Below are 21,089 nucleotides of genomic sequence, written 5' to 3' on the forward strand. Positions count from 1 at the left end.
GCCTATCGGCCCGCGGCGACATCCTCGCCGGGCGGCTGCGCGCGGTCCTCCCACGCGACCGGCTCCGCGAGGTCGTCCCCGGCGGCCTCGTCCCGCGTCAACAGGCGCTCCAGCACGGCACGGTCCGGCAGTCCCTCGGGGCGTACGACCTCTCCGGTGCGCACGTACACGAACGCGGCTGTGACGGATTCCACGGGCACGCCCTGCTGCTCGGCCCAGGCGAGCCGGTACAGCGCGAGCTGGAGGGGGTCGGCGGTGCGGCCCCGGTTGGTCTTCCAGTCGACGATCTCGTACGTCGTCGTACCGCCGTCGCTCTCCTTGTAGACGGCGTCGATCCGCCCCCTGATGACGCGGCCGGCGAGGGCGAGCTGGAAGGGGGCCTCGACGCGGTGGGGGGTGCGGCGGGCGTACTCGGTGCGCTCGAAGGCGTCCTTGAGGTTCTCCAGGTCGCGTTCGTCGTCGATCTCCGCGTCCTCGCCGGGCAGTTCGTCCGGGCCGAGCAGGGGCAGCGTCAGTTCCTCGAAGCGGGCCTCGACCCAGGCGTGGAAGCGGGTGCCCCGGCGGGCGGCCGGCTGCGGGGGGCGCGGCATGGGGCGCGCGAGTTCCTGCGCGAAACCGTCCGGGTCGGCGGCCAGGCGCAGCAGCTGCGACGCGGTCAGGGTGGTCGGCAGGGGGACGTCAGTGACGCTCCGCCGGGCGCGGAGGAGCTCTCCGGTGAGCGCATCGAGGTCGCGGTCCCAGGAGTCGATCGTGCGGGCCTCCTCGGGGGTGAGGCGGGCCTCCTCTGGGCTGAGGGGGGTGCGCCGCGGCTCCGGCTCGGGCGGGCGGGGGCGCGCGGCGGGGGGCTCGGGGGGCGAGGCCTGGTGCGGGACGGTGGGGCGGCGGGCCGGGGAGTGCTTGTCGCGAGGCCGTTCGTGAGGCCGTTCGTCGTGCGGCGGCTCGTCGAAGAGCGGCGCGTCGAAGGGATCCTCGTCGAGGGGCGGCTCGTCGTACGGGTCCTCCTCGAAGGGCGGCTCGTCGGGGACGGGCGCGTCCTCGTCCGGTGGCGGTGACGGCCAGTCGGGGTCGTCGTAGGTCTCGGGGGCGAGCGCGGCGGCGGGGCGGTCGTCCTCGGCAGCGGCAAGGCTGTCCAAGTGGGCGAGGCTGTCCAGGTGGGCGAGGACGGTCTCGGCGGCGGTGCGGCGGCGGGCCAGGGCGCCGGGGTCCAGGGGCAGCGGCCAGACATGGTCGGCGGTGGCCGCGTGGAAGGCGGGGTTCTCCGCGTCCTCCTCCGGTTCGTCGGCCCAGGCCTCGATCTCGCCGTGGCCGGCCGCGCAGTGGTCGTGGAGGGCCTGGAGGAAGGCGGAGGGCCCGCGCGGCTTCTTCTGCGTGGGGCCCCACCAGTGGCCGGAGCCGAGGAGCAGGGAGCGGGGGCGGGTGAAGGTGACGTAGCCGAGGCGGAGTTCCTCGGTGTGCTGGTGGTCCTTCATGGCCTCGTGGAAGGCCTTCATGCCCCGGGAGTCCCAGGAGCCGATGTCGGGGAGGGTGTCGGCGTCGCCGCGCAGGGCGTGCGGCAGCACCTTGGCCTGGGCGGTCCACTTCTCGCGGCCCTGGCCGCTGGGGAACGTGCCGTCGACCAGGCCGGGGACGGCGACGACGTCCCACTCCAGGCCCTTGGACTTGTGTGCGGTGAGCACCTTGACGGTGTTCTCGCCGCCGGGCAGGGCGTTGTCGAGGCCCTTCTCGTACTGGGCGGCGGTGCGCAGGAAGGCGAGGAAGGCGAGCAGGCTCGCCTCGTTCTCGCCGGCGGCGAAGGAGGCGGCGATGTCGAGGAAGTTCGACAGGGTCTCGCGCCGGCGGGCGGCCAGGGCGTGCGGGGACGCCGACAGCTCCACTTCGAGGCCGGTGACGGCGAGGACGCGGTGCAGGACGTCCATCAGCGGGTCGGCGAGGGAGCGGCGCAGGTCGCGCAGTTCGGCGGCGAGCCGGGCGAACCGTACGCGCGCGTCCGGCGAGAAGGGCAGTCCGTCGTCCTCCCTGGTGCCGTCGGCGCCGTAGAGGGGTGACTCCAGGAAGGTGTCGAGGGCGTCGGCGAGCGAGACCACCTCGGCCGGGTCTACGCCTTCGACGGCGTGGGCGAGACGTCGGTCGGGGTCTTCGGCGTCGTCCCCGCGCGCGTGGGACACCAACAGGCGTGCCCGCCGCCCCAGGAGGGCGAGGTCGCGCGGGCCGATGCGCCAGCGGGGGCCGGTGAGCAGCCGCACCAGGGAGGCGTTGGCGCCGGGGTCCTGGAGGACCTCGCAGACGGCGACGAGGTCGGCGACCTCCGGCAGGTGCAGCAGCCCGGAGAGGCCCACGACCTCCACCGGCACGTCCCGGGCGACCAGCGCGGCCTGGATCTCCGCGAAGTCGGTGGCCGTGCGGCACAGGACGGCGATCTCGCCGGGCGCCTTCCCTGTGCCGACCAAGTGGGCGATGGAGTCGGCGATCCAGTCGATCTCCTCGGCGTGGGTGCTCAGGAGGGCGCAGCGCACCACTCCGTCGCGTTCGGCTCCCGGAGCGGGGCGCAGGGCCTCCACGCCCGCGTGCATCGCGCGCAGGGGCTCGGCTAGGCCGTTGGCGAGGTCGAGGAGGCGGCCGCCGCTGCGGCGGTTCTCGCTGAGCGCCTGCCGGGTGGCGGGGCGGCCGTCGGCGTGGGCGAAGTGCTCGGGGAAGTCGTCGAGGTTGGCGACGGAGGCGCCGCGCCAGCCGTAGATCGCCTGGCAGGGGTCGCCGACGGCGGTGACGGGATGGCCGGTGCCGCCGCCGAAGAGGCCGGCGAGCAGGATGCGCTGGGCGACCGAGGTGTCCTGGTACTCGTCCAGGAGGACGACCCGGAACTCGTCGCGCAGGATCCGGCCGACCTCGGCGACCTGGCCGAGCCGCGCCGCCTGGGCGATCTGGTCGCCGAAGTCGAGCAGGTCGCGTTCGCGCTTGGCGGCCCGGTAGCGCCGCACCAGGTCGGCGAGTTCACGCCGGGCCGCCGCGGCCTCGGGCGCCTTGCGCAGGTCGGCGTTGCTGAGCTTGGCGCCCTCCAGGGTGTGCAGCAGTTCGGCGTCCCACGCGCGCAGGTCCTCGGGGCGGACGAGGTGCTCGGCGAGGTCGGCGTCGAGGGCGAGGAGGTCGCTGACCAGGTCGGCGAAGGAGCGGGTGAGCGCCGGGTAGGGGCCGGGCGCCTCGCGCAGCACGCGCGCGGCGAGCTGGTAGCGGGTGGCGTCGGCGAGCAGGCGGGAGGTCGGCTCCAGGCCGATGCGCAGGCCGTGGTCGGTCAGCAGCCGGCCCGCGAAGGAGTGGTAGGTGGAGATCACCGGCTCGCCCGGCGGGTTGTCGGGGTCGATGACGTCGGGGTCGGTGACGCCGGCCTTGACCAGCGCCTTGCGGACGCGCTCGGCGAGCTCGCCGGCGGCCTTGTTGGTGAAGGTCAGGCCGAGGACCTGCTCGGGAGCGACCTGTCCGGTACCCACCAGCCACACCACGCGCGCGGCCATGACCGTCGTCTTGCCCGACCCGGCTCCGGCCACGATCACCTGCGGGGCGGGCGGCGCGGTGATGCAGGCCGTCTGCTCCGGGGTGAACGGGATGCCGAGGAGTTCTTTGAGCTGCTCGGCGTCGGTGATGCGGGCGGGCATGTCGGGAAGGCTAGCGGCGGGCACTGACAGTCGATGACAAATCGCCCGCCGTCCCGCGAGAAGCGCAGGTCAGCGCGGGTGGTGCGGTCCGTCACACCGGTGTGCTCACTCCACCACGTGACGTCCCTCGGGGCGCGCGCTGCACGAGGCCCGGAACGCGCAGTGCGTGCAGTGCTGCCCGGCGGTGGGCGTGAAGCGCTCGTCGAGGACCTTGCCGGCCGCGGTGGCGAGCAGGTCGCCGACCCACTCCCCCGCGGCTCCTTCCAGGGCGTCCTGGGCCTGCACCTTGGGCAGGCTGTCGCCGCCGTCCCGTTTGGCGGCTCCCTGGCGCAGATGGACGAGTTCGGCGCCGCCCGGCTCGGGACGCACCCCGTCGAAGGCCTCGTCGACGGCGCCCTCGCGGACGGCGAGCTGGTAGACGGCGAGCTGCGGGTGGCGTTCCACCTCGCGCGCGGTGGGCGCCTGTTTGCCGGTCTTGAAGTCGACGACGTAGGCGCGGCCCTCGCCGTCCGCCTCGACGCGGTCCATCTGGCCGCGGATGCGCACCTCGTAGTCGCCCGCGCCCAGGGTGACGTCGAAGTCGTGCTCGCTGGCGACGGGCGTACGGCCTGTACGGACGCCCCCGGAGTCGACGTGCCAGGTCAGGAAGCGTTCCAGCGCCACGCGCGCGTTGGCCTTCTCCTGTTCCGACTTCCAGGGGGCGTCGAAGGCCAGCGCGTTCCACACCGATTCCAGGCGCTCCATGAGGACGGCCAGGTCGGCCGGGGTGTGCCCGGAGGCGACCTCGTCGGCGAGGACGTGCACGACGTTGCCGAAGCCCTGGGCGACGGTGGCGGGGGCGTCGGCCTTCACCTCGCGGCCCAGGAACCACTGGAGCGCACAGGTGTTGGCGAGCTGGTCCAGCGCGCTGCCGGAGAGCGCCACGGGCCGGTCGCGGTCGCGCAGCGGCACCTTGCTCTCGGTCGGCTCGAACATGCCCCACCAGCGGTACGGGTGCGCCGACGGCGCCAGCGGCCGGCCGTCCTCGTCGGAGAGCGCGGCGAGCCTGGCCAGCCGGCGGGCGGCCGCCTCCCTGAGGACGGCGGACGCGCGCGGGTCGACCGTCGTGGCGCGCAGTTCGGCGACCAGCGCGGCGACGGACAGGGGGCGGCGCGGGCGGCCCGTGACGTCCTTGGGTTCGACGCCGAGTTCGGTGAGGAAGCGTGAGGGCTGGTCGCCGTCGTCGGCGGGGGCCTTCACGGCGGTGACGACGAGACGGTCACGCGCGCGCGTGGCCGCCACGTAGAAGAGGCGGCGCTCCTCGGCGAGCAGGGCGCCCGGGGTGAGCGGTTCGGCGAGCCCGTCGCGGCCGATGCGGTCGGCCTCCAGCAGGGAGCCGCGGCGGCGCAGATCCGGCCACAGTCCCTCCTGGACGCCGGCCACAACGACCAGGCTCCACTCCAGGCCCTTCGCGCGGTGCGCGGTCATCAGGCGGACGGCGTCGGGGCGTACGGCGCGTCGCGTGAGGGTGTCGGCGGCGATGTCCTCGGCCTCGATCTCGGCGAGGAAGTTCAGGGCGCCCCGGCCTCCGGTGCGTTCCTCCGCGCGCGCGGCGGTTGCGAACAGCGCGCACACGGCGTCCAGGTCGCGGTCGGCGTTGCGGCCGGCCGCGCCGCCGCGCCGGGCGGCCCGCTCCAGACGAGTGGGCCAGGGGGTGCCGTCCCACAGGTCCCACAGCGCCTCCTCGGCCGTGCCGCCGCCGGCGAGCCGCTCACGTGCCTTGCGCAGCAGCGCGCCGAGGCGCTGGGCTCCGCGCGCGTACGTCGGGTCGTGCGTGACCAGCCGTTCCGGCTCGGCGAGCGCCCGCGCGAGCAGTTCGTCGGAGGGCGGCGGCAGCGGGTTCCCCGCGGCCCGCTCCTCCTCGCGCAGGGCGCGCCCGAGGCGGCGGAGGTCGGCGGCGTCCATGCCGGCGAGGGGGGAGGCGAGCAGAGTGAGAGCGGTCTCGACGTCGAGCCACCCGGGCCCGGACCTCGCCTCGCCCCCGCCGGCCTCGACGTCGGCCTGGGAATCAGGGCTGCCGGCCCGCGCGTCGACTTCGTGCTCAGGGACGACCTCTCCGTCGGCCTGGGGCTCAGAGGCAGTACCGGTGCCAGCCTCGTGCGCAGCGTCGGTCCCGGCGTCGGCCTGGTGCTCAGGGACGGTGCCAGTGCCGGCCTCGCGCGCAGGGTCGGTCCCAGCCTCAGCCTTGGGCTCGGGGGCGGCTTCGGCCTCGGCCTGGGACGAAGAAACAGCCTCGGCGTCGGCCTCGTGCTCAGGAAGAGCCCCGGCCCCAGTGCCCGGCTCGGCCCCCTCCGCTCGGGCCGCCCCCACTCCCGTCGCGTCCGCCTCCTGCTGGCCGGCCTCCCCCGCCGCCGCGGCGGCTGCCTCCCCCGACGCGCCCACCACCGTCGACGCACCCGACTCCCCCGACACGCCCGACTCCGCCACGGCACCCGATTCCGCCAGCGCCACCGCGCGCAGTGCCGTCAGCAAGGGTGCGACGGCCGGTTCGTGGCGCAGGGGGAGGTCGTCGCCGTCGATGTCGAGGGGGACGCCGGCGGTTGTGAGGGCGCGACGGACCGTCGGGATGGTGCGGGCGCCGGCGCGCACCAGGACGGCCATCTCGCCCCACGGCACGCCGTCCTCCAGGTGCGCGCGGCGCAGCACGTCGGCGATGTTGTCCAGCTCGGTGCCGGCCGTCGGGTACGTGTACACGTCGACGCGGCCGCCCTCGCGCACCGGGGCGAGTTCGCGGTGGGCGCGGACCTTCTCCGCGGGGAGCCGGGTCAGGGGCATCCGCTGGGTCAGCAGGCGGGTGGCGGCCAGCAGGGCTGCGCCGGAGCGGCGGGAGGCCCGCAGGACCTCCACGGGGGCCGGACGGCCGTCGGGGCGCGGGAAGGCGCGGGGGAACTCCAGGATGCCGTTCACGTCCGCGCCCCGGAAGGCGTAGATCGACTGGTCGGGGTCGCCGAAGGCGACCAGGGTGCGCCCCCCGCCGGCGAGGGCGTGCAGCAGCCGTACCTGGGCCGGGTCGGTGTCCTGGTACTCGTCGACGTAGACGGCGTCGTACCGGGCGGCGAGCCGCTGGGCGACCTCCGGGCGGTGGGCGAGGAGGACCGCGCGGTGGACGAGTTCGGCGTAGTCGATCACGCCGTGCAGGTCGAGGACATCGAGGTACTCGGCGAGGAAGGAGGCCGCGGCCCGCCAGTCGGGCCGGCCGATGCGCCCGGCGAAGGCGTCCAGGGCGTCGGGGCCCAGGCCGAGTTCGCGGCTGCGGGCGAGCACCGCGCGGACCTCGTCGGCGAAGCCGCGCGTGGTGAGGCAGGCGCGCAGTTCGTCCGGCCAGCGCACGTGCGCGAGGCCCAGCCGTTGCAGGTCGAGCTGGCCCGCGAGCAGTTCCCGCACGGCCACGTCCTGCTCGGGGCCGGACAGCAGCCGCAGCGGTTCGACGAACAGGTCGCTGTCCTGGTGGGCGCGGACCAGGGCGTAGCAGTACGAGTGGAAGGTGGTCGCCTGGGGGGCGCGGGCGGCGCCCATGCGCAGCGCCATGCGGTCGCGGAGTTCGACGGCGGCCTTGCGGCTGAAGGTCAGCACCAGGATGCGCGCGGGGTCGTCGCCGCGGGCGACGCGGGCCGCCACGGATTCGACGAGGGTGGTGGTCTTGCCGGTGCCCGGCCCCGCCAGCACGAGCAGCGGCCCGGCGGCGTGGTCAACCACGGAGCGCTGCGCGGCGTCAAGACGAGGGGGATCGACTGAGGCCGGCGGGGTACGTACCAGTCGGTAAGCGCCACGACTCCCCTGTCGCCCTGAAGGGTGCGACAGGCGCCTGGTGGAGGAAGAGGAGCTCACGTGGTTCGCCGGTCCTGGTGGGTGTGCTGGTTGGCGGAGCATCGCTCGGGGAGAGCGGTGGTCGCGGGATGAGGGGGACGCGTGCGGGCGACGCTACGCCGACAGGTTGCCTTGAAGGACGGCTTCCGCTTCTTCCCTCGTGCCCCGTGCGGCCCGCGGGCCACGCATGCCCCACGCCTCTCGAACGTACGCCATGCCGCCGACGTGCCCCGATTCCTCCGTATGGGCGATGGGCTCCCATCGGACACGGCCGATGGCGGAAGCTGTCAGGTGTGACCCTCCGCACGTTCGCCGCCGTCCCATCGCGCGCGTCGCATGTCGAGCCGCGGCAGATGGCCCTCGGCGGCTCTGCTCGCCTCCTTCAGGGGTGTGCCCTCCGCGCGGTAGTGGTCCAGGGCCCGCAGTTCGTGGCCCGGCAGCAGCACCCCGTCGGCGCGCACGACGCGCCACCAGGGGACGGCGCCCCCGTAGAGGGCCATCACCCGGCCGACCTGCCGGGGCCCGCCCTCCCCGAGCCACTCGGCGACGTCCCCGTATGTCATGACCCGCGCGGACGGGATCGACTCGGCCACCTCGAGGACCCGCTCGGCGTACTCGGGCAGCGCGTCGTCCGGGTGCTCCGGGCGGGCGTCGTCGTACTCCGGACGGGCGTCGTCCGGAAGGCTCAGCTCGCTCATCCGTCCCATCCTGCCCCACGCCACCGACAACGCGACCTGCCCGCGACGGTGAGTGACCCTCGCCCCGGGGCGACGCTTGGGGCAGACTGTGCGATCCCGCATTTGCACCCTGATGCCCCCGTGTGTCGGTGGGGCATGCCACCATCGTGCGGGCGGTGACCGGTGATACGAGATCAAGAAGAGACGATGAAGCAGCAGGGTGTGCATCCCGAGGGCGCGGAGGGCACCTCTGACGCTGCGGCGCGCCCGGACCCCGCGGACAAGGCGGAGCGGAACGCGAAAGCGACCGCGAAGAAGGCTGCGCGAAAGGACGCGGATCAGAACTCCGAACTGGTCGAAGTGACGCACATCGACGAGGTCGAGGGCGACGAACCGCTGCTCCCCGCGCGCGTGCACCGCCCCTCGGACCTGATGCGGCTGCTGGTGGGCGTGCTCGGCGTGATCGTCCTGCTCGCCATCGCCGCCTTTGCGCACGGAACGACCTCGGGCCTGGAACAGGACATCAACAAGGGGACGGGGCAGGCTCCCGATCTCCTCATCAAGATCGCCGGTCTGGCGTCCAGCATCGCCATCCTGCTCGTCCCCGTCGCCTTCGCCATCGAACGCCTGATCAAACGGGACGGACTGCGCATCGCCGACGGCGTGCTCGCGGCCGTCCTCGCGCACGGGATCACCCTCGCCACCGACCTGTGGGTGGCCAAGGCGGCCCCGGAATCGATCGCGGAGGCCCTCACCCAGCCCTCCCCCGGTGACATCACCGCCCTCACCGATCCCGTGCACGGCTATCTCGCGCCGGTGATCGCGTACATGACGGCCGTCGGCATGTCCCGCCGGCCGCGCTGGCGGGCCGTGCTGTGGATCGTGCTGCTTCTCGACGCCTTCTCGATGCTGGTCACCGGCTATACGACGCCGTTCTCGATCATCCTGACGGTCCTGATCGGCTGGACGGTGGCGTACGGCACGCTCTACGCGGTCGGCTCGCCCAACGTCCGCCCCACCGGCCGGACCCTGATGGCGGGCCTTCGGCACGTCGGCTTCCGCCCGGTCAGCGCGGCCCGCCAGGAGGTCGCCGACACGCCGGAGACCGGCGACCGGGGCCGCCGCTACTTCGTCACCCTGGAGGACGGTCCGCCGCTGGACGTCACGGTCGTCGACCGTGAGCAGCAGGCGCAGGGCTTCTTCTACCGCGCGTGGCGCAATCTGACGTTGCGCGGCTTCGCCACCCGCAGCAGCCTCCAGTCGCTGCGCCAGGCGCTGGAGCAGGAGGCGCTGCTCGCCTACGCGGCCATCGCGGCCGGTGCCAACGCGCCCAAGCTGATCGCGACCTCCGAGCTCGGCCCCGACGCCGTGATGCTCGTCTACGAGCACTCCGGCGGACGCACCCTCGACTCGCTGCCGGACGAGGAGATCACCGACGACCTGCTGCGGGAAACCTGGGACCAGGTGCGCGCCCTCCAGTCCCGGCGCATCGCGCACCGCAGGCTGGTGGGCGACGCGATCCTGGTGGATCGTTCCGGCACGGTCATCCTCACCGACCTGCGCGTCGGCGAGATCGCGGCCGGCGATCTGCTGCTGCGCATGGACACCTCCCAGCTGCTGGTGACGCTCGGGCTCAGGGTGGGCGCGGAGCGCGCGGTCGCCTCGGCGGTGGGCGTGCTGGGCCCCGACGCCGTGGCCGACTGTCTGCCGATGCTCCAGCCGATCGCGTTGAGCCGCTCCACGCGCGCGACGCTGCGCAGGCTGGCCCGGGAGCGGGCGCAGCGCGAGCGCGACGCGGTGCTGGAGGCGTCCCAGCAGGCCAAGCAGGCCCGTCACGAGGCGTCCGGCGACGCTCCCGTGGTGACCCTCGACAAGGTCGGCAAGAAGGCGGAGCGCGCGGAGGCGCGGGCGGAGAAGCGGGCCCTCGACGAGGCGCTGGAGGAGGCCCGCGAGGAGGACCTGCTGACGCAGATCCGGCACGAGGTGCTGCGGATCCGGCCCCAGGCGCCGGTGGAGCCGGCCCGGCTGGAGCGGGTGCGTCCGCGCACGCTGATCAGCTTCATCGCCGGCGCCTTCGGCGCTTACTTCCTGCTGACGCAGCTCACACACATCGAGTTCGGCCCGCTCGTCGCCAACGCCGAGTGGGGCTGGGTCGCCGCGGCGGTGCTGTTCTCGGCGCTGAGCTATGTGGCCGCGGCGATGAGCCTGCTGGGGTTCGTGCCGGAGCGGGTGCCCTTCCCGCGGACGGTGGCGGCGCAGGTCGCCGGGTCCTTCGTGAAGATCGTCGCCCCGGCCGCGGTCGGCGGGGTCGCCCTCAACACGCGCTTCCTGCAACGCGCGGGCGTGCGGCCGGGGCTCGCGGTGGCGAGCGTGGGTGCCTCGCAGCTGTTCGGGCTCGGCTGCCACATCCTGATGCTGCTGTCGTTCGGCTATCTCACCGGCACCGAGAAGACGCCGTCGCTGTCGCCGTCCCGCACGGTCATCGCGGGCCTGCTGACGGTGGCGGTGCTGGTGCTCGTGGTCACCTCCGTGCCGTTCCTGCGGAAGTTCGTCGTCACGCGCGTGAGGTCGCTCTTCGCGGGTGTCGTGCCGCGCATGCTGGACGTGCTCCAGCGCCCCCAGAAGCTGGTCACCGGCATCGGCGGCATGCTGCTGCTCACCGCCTGCTTCGTGATGTGCCTGGACGCGTCGATCCGCGCGTTCGGCGACGAGAACGCCTCGATCAGCATCGCCAGCGTCGCCGTCGTCTTCCTCGCGGGCAACGCGCTCGGCTCGGCCGCCCCGACGCCGGGCGGTGTCGGCGCGGTCGAGGCGACGCTGACGGTCGGCCTGATCGCGGTCGGCCTGCCCAAGGAGGTCGCCGCGCCGGCCGTTCTGCTGTTCCGGCTGCTCACGCTGTGGATCCCGGTGCTGCCGGGCTGGCTGGCCTTCAACCATCTGTCCCGCAAGGGAGCGCTCTAGGCCGACGCGACCGCGTCAAGTCCGCGGCGACGGCGGCGGTGCGGATCATCCGTACCTCGTACGGACCGTGGCCCCGCGCGCGGGCGCTCGCGCGACCTCAGGATGGGTTCATGCCGAACCCCTCCCGTCTGCGCGCCGCCGCCCTGACCGTCGCCGTCCTCCTGTCGTCCTCCGTGGCGGCGAGCTGCGGCGGCGACTCCCAGGAGCAGGACCTGACGGCGCAGGAACTGACGTGGGAGGACTGCCCGGCGCCGTCGCAGGCGGAGGGCGGGGGCAGCGCGCCCTCCCCGCTGCCCGACGGCGACCAGTGGAAGTGCGCCACCATGCGGGCGCCCCTGGACTGGGCCGAGCCCAAGGGGGACACGATCGGCATCGCGCTGATCCGGGCCGAGGCAAGCGGCGAGCCGAGCCGGCGGATCGGCTCCCTGTTGTTCAACTTCGGCGGCCCCGGCGGCTCCGGCGTCGCCACCCTGCCCGCGTTCGCCGAGGACTACGCGACCCTGCGCACCCGCTACGACCTGGTGAGTTTCGACCCTCGCGGGGTCGGCCGCAGCGCGGGCGTGCGCTGCGAGAACGACCAGCAGCTCGACGCCTACTTCCAGCAGGACATGACACCGGACGACGACGCCGAGCGCGCCACCCTCGTGGACAACGTCCAGGAGTTCAACGGCGCGTGCGAGAAGAACTCCAAGCAGGTGCTGCCGCATGTGCGCACCACCGACGCGGCCCGTGACATGGACCTGATGCGCCAGGTCCTCGGCGACGAGAAGCTGCACTACTTCGGCATCTCCTACGGCACCGAACTCGGCGGCGTCTACGCTCATCTGTTCCCGAAGAACGTGGGGCGGGCCGTCTTCGACGCGGTCGTGGACCCGACGCAGACGCCCGAGCAGGGCTCGCTGGGGCAGGCCAGGGGCTTTCAGCTCGCGCTGGACAACTACGCCGCGGACTGCACGTCGAAGGTCGAGGACTGCCCCGTCGGGGACACCGCCCAAGACGTCAAGGACCGGATCGCCCGTCTGCTGAAGGACCTCGACAGCCGGCCGATCCCCGGGATCTTCCCCCGTGAGCTGACCCAGAGCGCCGCGACCAACGGCATCGCGCAGGCGCTGTACTCGCAGGACTTCTGGGAGTACCTGACCGAGGGCCTGGATCAGGCCTACGACGGGGACGGCAGGATCCTGATGCTGCTGTCCGACTCGCTGAACGGCCGCAGCGAGAACGGCGAGTACAGCAACATCGCCGCGGCGAACGTCTCCATCAACTGCGCCGACGACAAGCCGCGGTACTCGACCGAGTACGTGCAGGGCAAGCTGCCGCAGTTCCGCGCCGCCTCCCCCCTGTTCGGGGACTTCCTCGCCTGGGGGATGCTCAGCTGCACCGACTGGGCCGTGCCGGGGGCCGCCGAGCATCCCGACGTCAGCGCGCCCGGCTCGGCGCCGATCCTCGTCGTGGGCAACACCGGAGACCCCGCAACTCCCTACGAGGGGGCGCGGAAGATGGTGGGCGCGCTGGGCGAGGGCGTCGGAGTGGAGCTGACCTACCGGGGGCAGGGGCACGGCGCCTATGGCAGCAAGAACAAGTGCGTGCGGTCGGCAGTGGACGGCTACCTGCTGGACGGGAAAGTGCCGCCGACGGGCACCGTCTGTTCCTAGCCGGGACCCGGAAACCCCGAGCAGTCAAATAAAGCCCCAGGTCAGAGAGTTATCCACAGGCTCCGACGGGTCGGACGCGATCCGCCTACCATGGCATGACCGCCGTTCGCGAACGCAGTCGGACGGCTTGTGAGGGGGAAGAGACATGGGGCATTTCGCACGGTGGGCGGCGCTGGGGGCCGCCACCGCACTGCTGGTGGCGGGCTGCGGCGACGGCTCGTCGTCCGACGGCAAGGGCACCGAGGACGGCAAGGGCGGCAAGGGGAAGGACAGCGCCCGACCGTCGGCCACCGCGCCGTCCGGCGGCTTGCCGGCCTCGGCTCTGCCCTCCTCGCTGACCTCGCAGAAACTCGACTGGAGGCGGTGCCGGTCCACCGACGACGCCTCCGCGCCGGGCGACGGCTGGCAGTGCGCGACGCTGAAGGCCCCGCTGGACTGGGCCCGGCCCGACGGGAAGACCATCGACCTCGCCCTGATCCGGTCCAAGGCCCAGGGGAACGACCGCATCGGCTCGCTGCTCTTCAACTTCGGCGGCCCGGGCGGCTCCGGGGTGTCGACAATGCCCTCGTACGCCTCCATGGCCTCCTCGCTGCACGAGCGGTACGACCTGCTCAGCTGGGATCCGCGCGGAGTCGGGTCCTCGGGCGGGGTCCGCTGCCGCGACGACAAGGAGATCCAGGCCGCCGAGTCGGTCGACTCCACCCCCGACAGCGCGGCCGAGGAGCAGGCCTTCCTGCGGGACGCCACCGACTTCGGCGAGGGCTGTCAGGAGAACGCCGGGGAGAAGATGGCCCACGTCTCGACCACCGACACGGCCCGCGACATGGACCTGATGCGCCATGTCCTCGGCGACGAGAAGCTGCACTACTTCGGCATCTCCTACGGCACCGAACTCGGCGGCGTCTACGCGCACCTGTTCCCGAAGAACGTGGGGCGGGTGGTCCTGGACGCGGTGGTCGACCCGACCGCCGACACGGTGGGTCACGCCAAGAACCAGACCAAGGGCTTCCAGCTGGCGCTCGACAACTACCTCAGGGCGACCGGAGAGGACCCGAAGCGGGGCAGCGAGAAGATCGCCGCCCTGCTGAAGCAGATCGACTCCGAGCCGCTGCCGACCACGTCCGGGCGCGAACTCACCCAGACGCTCGCGGTCACCGGGATCGTGCTGCCGCTGTACAGCAAGGAAAGCTGGCCCAGCCTGCTCAGCGCCCTGGAGGCGGCGGAAGAGGGGGACGGCTCCGAGCTGCTGCCCCTCGCCGACGCCTACAACGACCGGAACACCGAAGGGCACTACGGCACGACGACCCACTCACAACGGGTCATATCGTGCTTGGACGACAAGCAGCGGCCGACGATGGAGGAGACGAAGAAGCTGCTGCCGGAGTTCGACAGGATCTCGCCCGTGTTCGGCTCCTTCCTCGGCTGGGACACGGCCGGGTGGTGCCACGACTGGCCGGTGGCCGGGCAGTTCGACTCCCCGGAGGTGAGCGCGGCGGGCTCGGCGCCGATCCTGCTGGTCGGCAACACCGGGGACCCGGCGACTCCGTACGAGGGCGCGCGGAGAATGGCGGACGAGCTCGGCAAGGGCGTCGGGGTGCTGCTCACCTGGAAGGGCGAGGGACACGGCGCGTACGGGAGCGGGAGCGACTGCGTCGACTCGGCGGTGGACGGCTATCTGCTGAACGGCACGGCACCGAAGGACGGCAAGGTCTGCTCATGACGACGGCGGGGGCTCCGGGCACCCGTGGTGCGCGAAGCCCCCGCCGACTCGACAGGTGGGCCGGACCGGCGGACCGGTCAGTAGACCGGCTTGCTCGGCTCGATCTGGTTGACCCAGCCGATCACGCCGCCACCGACGTGCACGGCGTCCGCGAAGCCCGCCGACTTCAGGACCGCGAGGACTTCCGCACTGCGGACACCCGTCTTGCAGTGCAAGACGATCTTCTTGTCCTGGGGCAGGCCCCCCAGGGCGGTGCCGAGGAGGAACTCGTTCTTCGGGATCAGCTTCGCGCCGGGGATGGAGACGATCTCGTACTCGTTCGGCTCGCGGACGTCGATGATCTCGATGTTCTCGCCGTCGTCGATCCACTCCTTGAGCTGCTTGGGAGTGATCGTCGAGCCGGCGGCCGCCTGCTGGGCCTCCTCGGAGACGACGCCGCAGAAGGCCTCGTAGTCGATGAGCTCGGTGACGGTCGCGTTCTCACCGCAGACCGCGCAGTCCGGGTCCTTGCGGACCTTGACCTGGCGGTACTGCATCTCCAGGGCGTCGTAGATCATCAGCCGGCCGACCAGCGGCTCGCCGATGCCCGCGAGGAGCTTGATGGCCTCGTTGACCTGGATGGAGCCGATGGACGCGCACAGCACGCCGAGGACGCCGCCCTCGGCGCAGGAGGGGACCATGCCCGGCGGCGGGGGCTCCGGGTACAGGCAGCGGTAGCAGGGGCCGTGCTCGGACCAGAAGACGGACGCCTGACCGTCGAAGCGGTAGATCGAGCCCCACACGTACGGCTTGTTCAGCAGCACGCACGCGTCGTTGACCAGGTAGCGGGTCGCGAAGTTGTCCGTGCCGTCGACGATCAGGTCGTACTGGCCGAAGATGTCCATCACGTTGTCGGCCTCGAGCCGCTCCTCGTGAAGGACCACGTTCACGTACGGGTTGATGCCGAGGACGGAGTCGCGCGCGGACTCGGCCTTGGAGCGGCCGATGTCGGCCTGGCTGTGGATGATCTGACGCTGGAGGTTCGACTCGTCCACCTCGTCGAACTCGACGATGCCGAGCGTGCCCACGCCGGCCGCGGCCAGGTACATCAGCGCCGGCGAGCCCAGGCCGCCGGCGCCGACACACAGCACCTTGGCGTTCTTCAGCCGCTTCTGCCCGTCCATCCCGACGTCGGGGATGATCAGGTGGCGGGAGTACCTGCGGACCTCGTCTACGGTGAGCTCGGCGGCCGGCTCGACCAGGGGTGGCAGCGACACGGGGACTCCGTTGGTCGGTCAATCACTACAGTTGTTCTCCCCGTAACACTGCCATGGGCTTCTTCATTCCGAGACACCTGTTCCGATCCGCGAGACGATTTCGTCCCAGTAGCCGGGCATGGTCTCCCAGGGGTCGGTGAGCCCGCCGCCGTCGGTGCGGTCGGTGAACCAGATGGTCGCCGCGCCCTGCCAGCGGGCGATGCGCAGCGCCTCCTCCAGATGTCCGCCGGGCACGCCGTGGACGAGGTGGCAGAAGCGCTCGGGCGGGTAGGCGGCGGTCCACTCGGCCGCCTGCGACCAGCGGTAGTCGTTCCATGTGCCGGAGAAGGTGACGAGCTGGTCGGCGTTCTCGGCGTAGCCGGGGTACGGGTGGGTTCCGTGGCCGAGGACGATGTGGGGCGTCTCGCGGAGCGTGCGCAGGGTGCTCACCGTGCGCCGGATCCCGGGGAGCGCCGTGCGTTCGGCCGGGCAGCGGTCCAGGAGGAAGCCGTCGACCTGGTACCAGTCGAGGTGCTGTTGCGCGTCGGAGATCACCTCGGGGAAGTCGCGGGCGCCGTGGGTGAGGTCGAGGTGGCCCAGGACGCGGACGCCGGCGTTGCGCAGCCGGCCCGCGGCGTCGAGACAGCGCGGGTCGGGGCGGACGCCGGGGCCGCCGTCGACGTTGAGGACGACCCAGTGCAGGCGTCTGCCGGGGCGGGTGAGTTCGCCCCACTCGGCCGGGGCGAGGAGGGGGTGCGCGATGCCGGGTACGCCGAAGCCGGTGCGGACGTCGGTGCTCGCGGCACCGGCCCGGGCGCCGGTCAGATTCGACACGCCGCCTCCATCCAGATGTCGGCGAGGGACTCCTCCAGGTTGATCCGGGGCCGCCAGCCGAGCCGGTCGCGCGCGGTGCGCACGTCGGCCTGCTGCCAGCTGCCGCAGCCGTCCGGGTACGCGACCGGGGCCGCGTGGTCGGCGTCGGCGCGGGGGTGGCCGATGGGCGCCCGGAAGTGGCCGCCGGGCGGGCCGTCGAGTTCGTGGAGGGCGCCGCCGTATCCGGCCACGCGGGCGAGGATCGCGGCGGCGTCGCGCAGGCGGACGGCGCGGCCCGAGCCGATGTTGATGACGCCCTGCGCGGCGGAGAGGGCGGCGGCGTGCACGGCGCGGGCCACGTCACGGACGTCGACGAAGTCGCGCTGGGCGCCGAGGCCGCCGAGTTTGAGCTCCCCGTCGCCGGACTGCATGGCGCGGCGCATGGCTTCGGCGAGCCGGCCGAGCGGCGAGCCGGCGGGGGTGCCGGGCCCTGCCGGCGAGAACACCCGGAGCACCACCGCGTCCAGGCCGGAGCCGAGGACGAGTTCGGTGGCGGCGAGCTTGCTGACGCCGTACGGGCCGCCAGGGCGTGGGACGGCGTCCTCGGCGGTGGAGGAACCGGGCTGGCTCGGGCCGTACTCGGCGCCGCAGCCGATCTGGACGAGCCGCGCGCCGCAGCCGCTGCGGCGCAGGGCCTCGCAGACGGTGGCAACGGCGACGGTGTTGTGGCGGGTGAGTTCGCGGGCCCCGCCGCGGGTGGCGCCCGCGCAGTTGACGACGACCTGCGGGTGGACCGCGTCGAGGAAGCGGGTGAGCGCGCCGGGACTGCCGGAGGCGAGGTCGAAGCGGACGTCGGCGTCGTCGCCCCGGCCCAGCGCGGTGAGCTGGACGGCGGGGTCGGCGAGCAGACGGTCGGCGACGAAGCGTCCGACGTAGCCGTTGGCTCCGATCAGCAGGACTCTCATCGTGCGACTCCCGGGGTGTGCGCTCCGGCCGTTCCCGTGGCCGCGAGGGCTCCTGCGGCCGCCGGGGCCCCGGCGGTTCCGGTCGCTCCGGATCGGGAGGTGGTCATCTCGTCTCTCCTTCGGGTTTGTTGCGTGGGTGGAGGAGCGCGTGCGTCGTGCGGTCCGTGCACGGTGGGGGTGGTGCGGCGCGCGGAGGTCGTGCGGTGGAGGACTGCGGGGGCGCGGGCGCGGCCCGGCGGGGGCCCGTTCGCTCAGGGGCAGGGCGGGTGGTCCGGCCGGTGCGGTTCGGTGTCAGCACGGCTGGTCCGTTCGCGCGTGGGCGGAGGCCCTGGTGAGCGTGCGGCTCGCGTGGATCAGCAGGGTGAGCGCGGCGGCTCCGCAGGCGAGTGCCGGGACGGCGGTGGGTCCCCAGGCGGCCACGAGCGTCTCGACGGGGACGGACAGGAAGCCGCAGCCGGGCAGACGGCTCGCGAAGACCGTGGCCACGGCGACCGTCTCGGCCGCGCCGGCGGCGCCGAGGACGAGCACCGGGGCTCGGGTGAAGCCGTGCACGTGGAGGAGGCGGGCGAGGAAGAGCAGCGCGCCCAAGGGGAGGGTCTGCGCGTGGTCGGCGGTCGCTCCGAGGGCCGTCGCGCTGAGGCCGGTCAGGGCGGCGAGGGCGCACAGGAACAGGGCGAAGACGCCGAGCAGCAGTGGGCGCGCGGAGGCGGCGAACTCCTCAAGGCCCCGGCTGGTCTCCAGTCGACGACGGGCGTGTACGGCGAGGAGGTGCGCGCTCCAGGCGGCGGGGGCGCAGGCCAGGGCGAGGGTCAGCGGGGGCGCGGCGGCGAGCGGCCAGGGGCCGTCGGACGCCCCGGTGGGCAGGGCTTCGGGGCCGCCGTTCATGGCGGCGCGCAGGAGGCCGTCGCCGAGGGCCGCGTAGGCGAGGAGCGCGAAGGTCCAGCCGGCGGCGCCGGGCGGGCCGGGGTGCGCGTGGCCGTGTGGGCTCAGCGGGCCGCGACGCAGTGCCGCGCGCAGGGCGAGGAGCACGGCGAGGGCGCCTGCGGTCACGAGGCAGAGGCGGGTCTGACCGTGGGTGAGACGCAGTCCGGTGACGGTCGCGGCGCACAGCGCGCCCGGCAGCAGGGTCAGCAGCACCCAGTTCGAGCGGGCCCGCGGGGCGGCGGCGGGAGCGGGGCGCACGGGGCGGTCGCCGTCGCGCGGGACGCGGGCGTACATCTCCTCCGCGAGGGAGAAGACGTCCCGGTGCCGGAAACGGGCGGCGGTCCGGTCGGTGACGCCGTGCGCCTCCAGCCCGGCCGCGATCTCCAGCGGGTCGACGGCGCGTTCACAGAGGTCGCGGTGACGGTGCATCAGCGCTTTCACCGGGTCGCCGGCGGTTCGACGACGGGCGGGGGCGGGCGCGGGGGCGGGGTCCGGTGTGAGCTCGGCGTCCGGTGTGAGCTCGGGGTCGGGTGTGTGGAGGGCCGGGGCGGCGATGTCGTCGGCACCTCGGGGGTGGTCGCCCTCCGCCGCGGCTCCGGTGCCGGGGTGGTCCAGTTCGCCCAGGTCGCTCATCGGGCCCCCTCGGGCGCGGCAATCTGCGGCGCCATCGCCCCCGCAGCCCGCCCCGCAGCCTGCCCCGCGCCCCTCTCCGCCGCCGCCCGCCCTGCCCCGGTCCAGGGGCCCGCCAGCCGGGCTTCGGCCGGGACGGCGAAGGGCCGGGGTTCACCGGCGGCGTCGAGGGCAAGTCGGTGGACGGGGCTGCGGGAGACGGTCTCCAGGTAGATGCCGTGGAAAGCCTCGATGTTCTGCTCGACCGTGAACAGTTCGAGGGCGCGTGCGCGGGCGGCCGCGCCCAGGCGCGCACGGCGCTCGGGATCGCGTAACAGCGTGACGCACGCCTCGGCGAGCGCCCGCGGATTGCGCGGCGGCACGACCAGCCCGGTGCCGCCGATGACCTCGACCACCGCGCCGACGTCCGTCGACACGGTCGCCCGCCCGCAGAACATGGCCTCGACCAGGCCGACGGGGAAGCCCTCGACGACGCTGGACAGGACGACGACGGCACCGGCCGCGTACGTCTCGGCGAGGCTGGGCGCCTCCGGATGGCCGACCTCCTCGAAGGTCACCGGGTTGTCGCCGACGGAGTGCGGCCCCTCCGCCTCGTCAGGGAAGAGCTGCGCGGCCAGCGCCCGGCAGTGGCCGAGATACGCCCGTCCCTCCGATCCGCTCGGCGCGCCGACGATCCGCAGGCGCGTCCCGGGCTCCTCCCGGCGCACCTCCGCGAAGGCGTGCAGCAGGGACACCAGGTCCTTGGCGGGTTCCACGCGGCCGACCCAGACGAGGGCGCGCGGGTCGGCGCTGTCGGCGGAGTCGCCCACCTCGGCGAAGCGGGCGGCCTCCATGCCCGGGTAGACCGTGCGCAGCTTGGCGCGGTCCGCACCGCAGCGCTCCTGCCAGCGCCGGGCGTGCGCGTTCCCGGGCGTGACGCAGGCCGCCCGGCGGTACACCTCGGCGGCGAGCTGCCCGTGCAGCGCGGAGACCAGCGCCCGTACGGCGGGAGCCGCCTCCGCCGGACCGAGTCCGTCATCTCCCCCGGCACTCAGGTAGTGCGACCGCAGGCGCACGCCGTACTCCGTCACCACCAGCGGAACCCCGAAGAAGTGCCGCGCCAGCAGCCCCACCAGGGCAGCCGCTCCCCCGGAGGTCGCATGGCACAGATCGACCGCGCCGAGACCCCCACCGCGACCGCTGCCGCCACCACGACCGCCCCCGCGACCGGGCGAAGCGCCCGCCTCCGCCGCCTCGTACCAGCCGAGCGAGAGAGGGCGCAGAAGGCGTTCCACGTGCGCCGCCACGGCGAGCAGCTCGGGCACGCGCGCCTCGCGCGCCGTGCGCGGCGCTCCGGGCGCGCGGCAGGCGCGCTCCAGGGCGCGCACCGCGCCCTCCGAGCGGAGCGCACGCGCGAGTCCGCCCTCCTCGCGGGCCAGTTCGGCGAGCCCGTACAGCGCGCTGCCGAAACGGTCCGCCTGAGCGGCTGAGAGGGTCCCCGGGGGCCCCAGGGTCCCGGAGGAGGATCCGGCTTCGGGTGCTGCCGCGGCTGCGGCTGCGGCTCCCCCTCCGCCGCACAGGACGGCCGCCAGCTCCCCGTAGCACTCGGTGAAGCGTCGGCGCGCGCGGCGGCCGTGCACGACCCCGTCGTCCTCGGCCGCCCACAGCCGGGCCGTACGCACCCGGCGGACCTGGGACGGCAGTTCGAGGCGGCCGGCGGTCTCCTGGCGTTCGCTGCGGCTGAGCGCGAAGAGGTCGAACTCGTGCTGCCCGAGCCCGCGCACGAGCCGGTCGCACCAGAGTCCGGTGTCACCGCCCACATACGGGTAGCCACCCTCCGTAAGCAGTCCGATGCGCACGTGTGCACCCCCGATCTCCCGTCTGGGGAGCCGCCGTTGGGTCGGCGGCTCGCAGCGGGACGAAGGTATGCGGACATGGCCGTGGGGGGGGGGGGGGGGGGGGGGGGGGGGGGGGGGGGGGGGGGGGGGGGGGGGGGGGGGGGGGGGGGGGGGGGGGGGGGGGGGGGGGGGGGGGGGG

At 73.8% G+C, this 21,089-nt stretch carries 11 protein-coding genes; 3 read left to right on the forward strand and 8 right to left on the reverse strand.

The window, feature by feature from the left end; translation table 11 throughout:
• Nucleotides 1–2 precede the first annotated feature (2 nt).
• The 3 genes from ACFYX4_RS38250 to ACFYX4_RS38260 all read right to left on the reverse strand — a co-directional run bounded on the left by ACFYX4_RS38250 (nt 3) and on the right by ACFYX4_RS38260 (nt 8,191).
• A complete protein-coding gene (locus ACFYX4_RS38250) occupies nt 3–3,647 on the reverse strand; it encodes a UvrD-helicase domain-containing protein (RefSeq protein WP_389344044.1) in 3,645 nt (1,214 codons plus the stop codon).
• Between the two features lie 105 nt (nt 3,648–3,752).
• Entirely contained in the window at nt 3,753–7,514 is a 3,762-nt protein-coding gene (locus tag ACFYX4_RS38255; protein WP_389344046.1) for a UvrD-helicase domain-containing protein, read from the reverse strand.
• Nucleotides 7,515–7,780: 266 nt separating this feature from the next.
• Entirely contained in the window at nt 7,781–8,191 is a 411-nt protein-coding gene (locus tag ACFYX4_RS38260; RefSeq protein ID WP_389344048.1) for an MGMT family protein, read from the reverse strand.
• A gap of 186 nt (nt 8,192–8,377) precedes the next feature.
• Between ACFYX4_RS38260 and ACFYX4_RS38265 the strand changes: the two genes are divergently transcribed.
• From ACFYX4_RS38265 to ACFYX4_RS38275, 3 genes are all read left to right on the forward strand, one after another.
• Nucleotides 8,378–11,131, forward strand: coding sequence for a lysylphosphatidylglycerol synthase domain-containing protein (locus ACFYX4_RS38265; RefSeq protein WP_389344050.1), 2,754 nt, complete (start codon nt 8,378–8,380; stop codon nt 11,129–11,131).
• Between the two features lie 110 nt (nt 11,132–11,241).
• Nucleotides 11,242–12,786: an alpha/beta hydrolase gene (locus ACFYX4_RS38270; protein ID WP_389344052.1), complete on the forward strand. Its 1,545-nt coding sequence runs from the start codon at nt 11,242–11,244 to the stop codon at nt 12,784–12,786.
• A gap of 145 nt (nt 12,787–12,931) precedes the next feature.
• The gene (locus ACFYX4_RS38275; protein ID WP_389344054.1) at nt 12,932–14,506 is read left to right on the forward strand and encodes an alpha/beta hydrolase; all 1,575 of its coding nucleotides are present in this window, start codon (nt 12,932–12,934) and stop codon (nt 14,504–14,506) included.
• A 77-nt stretch (nt 14,507–14,583) separates the two neighbouring features.
• On the opposite strand, the gene moeZ is transcribed toward ACFYX4_RS38275, so the two are convergent.
• From moeZ to ACFYX4_RS38300, 5 genes are all read right to left on the reverse strand, one after another.
• Nucleotides 14,584–15,762, reverse strand: a complete 1,179-nt coding sequence (gene moeZ, locus ACFYX4_RS38280; protein ID WP_389344056.1) for an adenylyltransferase/sulfurtransferase MoeZ — start codon at nt 15,760–15,762, stop codon at nt 14,584–14,586.
• 63 nt (nt 15,763–15,825) lie between these two features.
• On the reverse strand, nt 15,826–16,575 hold the full coding sequence (locus ACFYX4_RS38285; RefSeq protein WP_389344058.1) for a spherulation-specific family 4 protein: 750 nt from the start codon (nt 16,573–16,575) through the stop codon (nt 15,826–15,828).
• Nucleotides 16,563–17,519 (reverse strand): NAD-dependent epimerase/dehydratase family protein, encoded by a 957-nt coding sequence (locus ACFYX4_RS38290; RefSeq protein ID WP_389344060.1) that lies wholly within the window; start codon nt 17,517–17,519, stop codon nt 16,563–16,565. Before ACFYX4_RS38290 ends, ACFYX4_RS38285 begins: the two co-directional genes overlap by 13 nt.
• Before the next feature lie 291 nt (nt 17,520–17,810).
• Entirely contained in the window at nt 17,811–19,076 is a 1,266-nt protein-coding gene (locus ACFYX4_RS38295) for a hypothetical protein (protein ID WP_389344062.1), read from the reverse strand.
• Nucleotides 19,073–20,911 carry a DUF3492 domain-containing protein gene (locus ACFYX4_RS38300; RefSeq protein WP_389344064.1) on the reverse strand — a complete coding sequence of 613 codons (1,839 nt, stop codon included), beginning with the start codon at nt 20,909–20,911 and terminating at the stop codon, nt 19,073–19,075. The genes ACFYX4_RS38295 and ACFYX4_RS38300 overlap by 4 nt, the downstream gene beginning before the upstream one ends.
• Nucleotides 20,912–21,089 lie beyond the last annotated feature (178 nt).

Source organism: Streptomyces sp. NPDC002328 (assembly GCF_042890065.1).
Lineage (GTDB): Bacteria > Actinomycetota > Actinomycetes > Streptomycetales > Streptomycetaceae > Streptomyces.

Bases quoted from the DNA above. Each gene is read 5' to 3' on its own strand.
- ACFYX4_RS38275 (WP_389344054.1), top strand. From the start codon at position 12,932: ATGGGGCATTTCGCACGGTGGGCGGCGCTGGGGGCCGCCACCGCACTG.
- ACFYX4_RS38250 (WP_389344044.1), bottom strand. From the start codon at position 3,647: ATGCCCGCCCGCATCACCGACGCCGAGCAGCTCAAAGAACTCCTCGGC.
- ACFYX4_RS38290 (WP_389344060.1), bottom strand. From the start codon at position 17,519: ATGAGAGTCCTGCTGATCGGAGCCAACGGCTACGTCGGACGCTTCGTC.
- ACFYX4_RS38270 (WP_389344052.1), top strand. From the start codon at position 11,242: ATGCCGAACCCCTCCCGTCTGCGCGCCGCCGCCCTGACCGTCGCCGTC.
- ACFYX4_RS38260 (WP_389344048.1), bottom strand. From the start codon at position 8,191: ATGAGCGAGCTGAGCCTTCCGGACGACGCCCGTCCGGAGTACGACGAC.
- ACFYX4_RS38295 (WP_389344062.1), bottom strand. From the start codon at position 19,076: ATGAGCGACCTGGGCGAACTGGACCACCCCGGCACCGGAGCCGCGGCG.
- ACFYX4_RS38265 (WP_389344050.1), top strand. From the start codon at position 8,378: ATGAAGCAGCAGGGTGTGCATCCCGAGGGCGCGGAGGGCACCTCTGAC.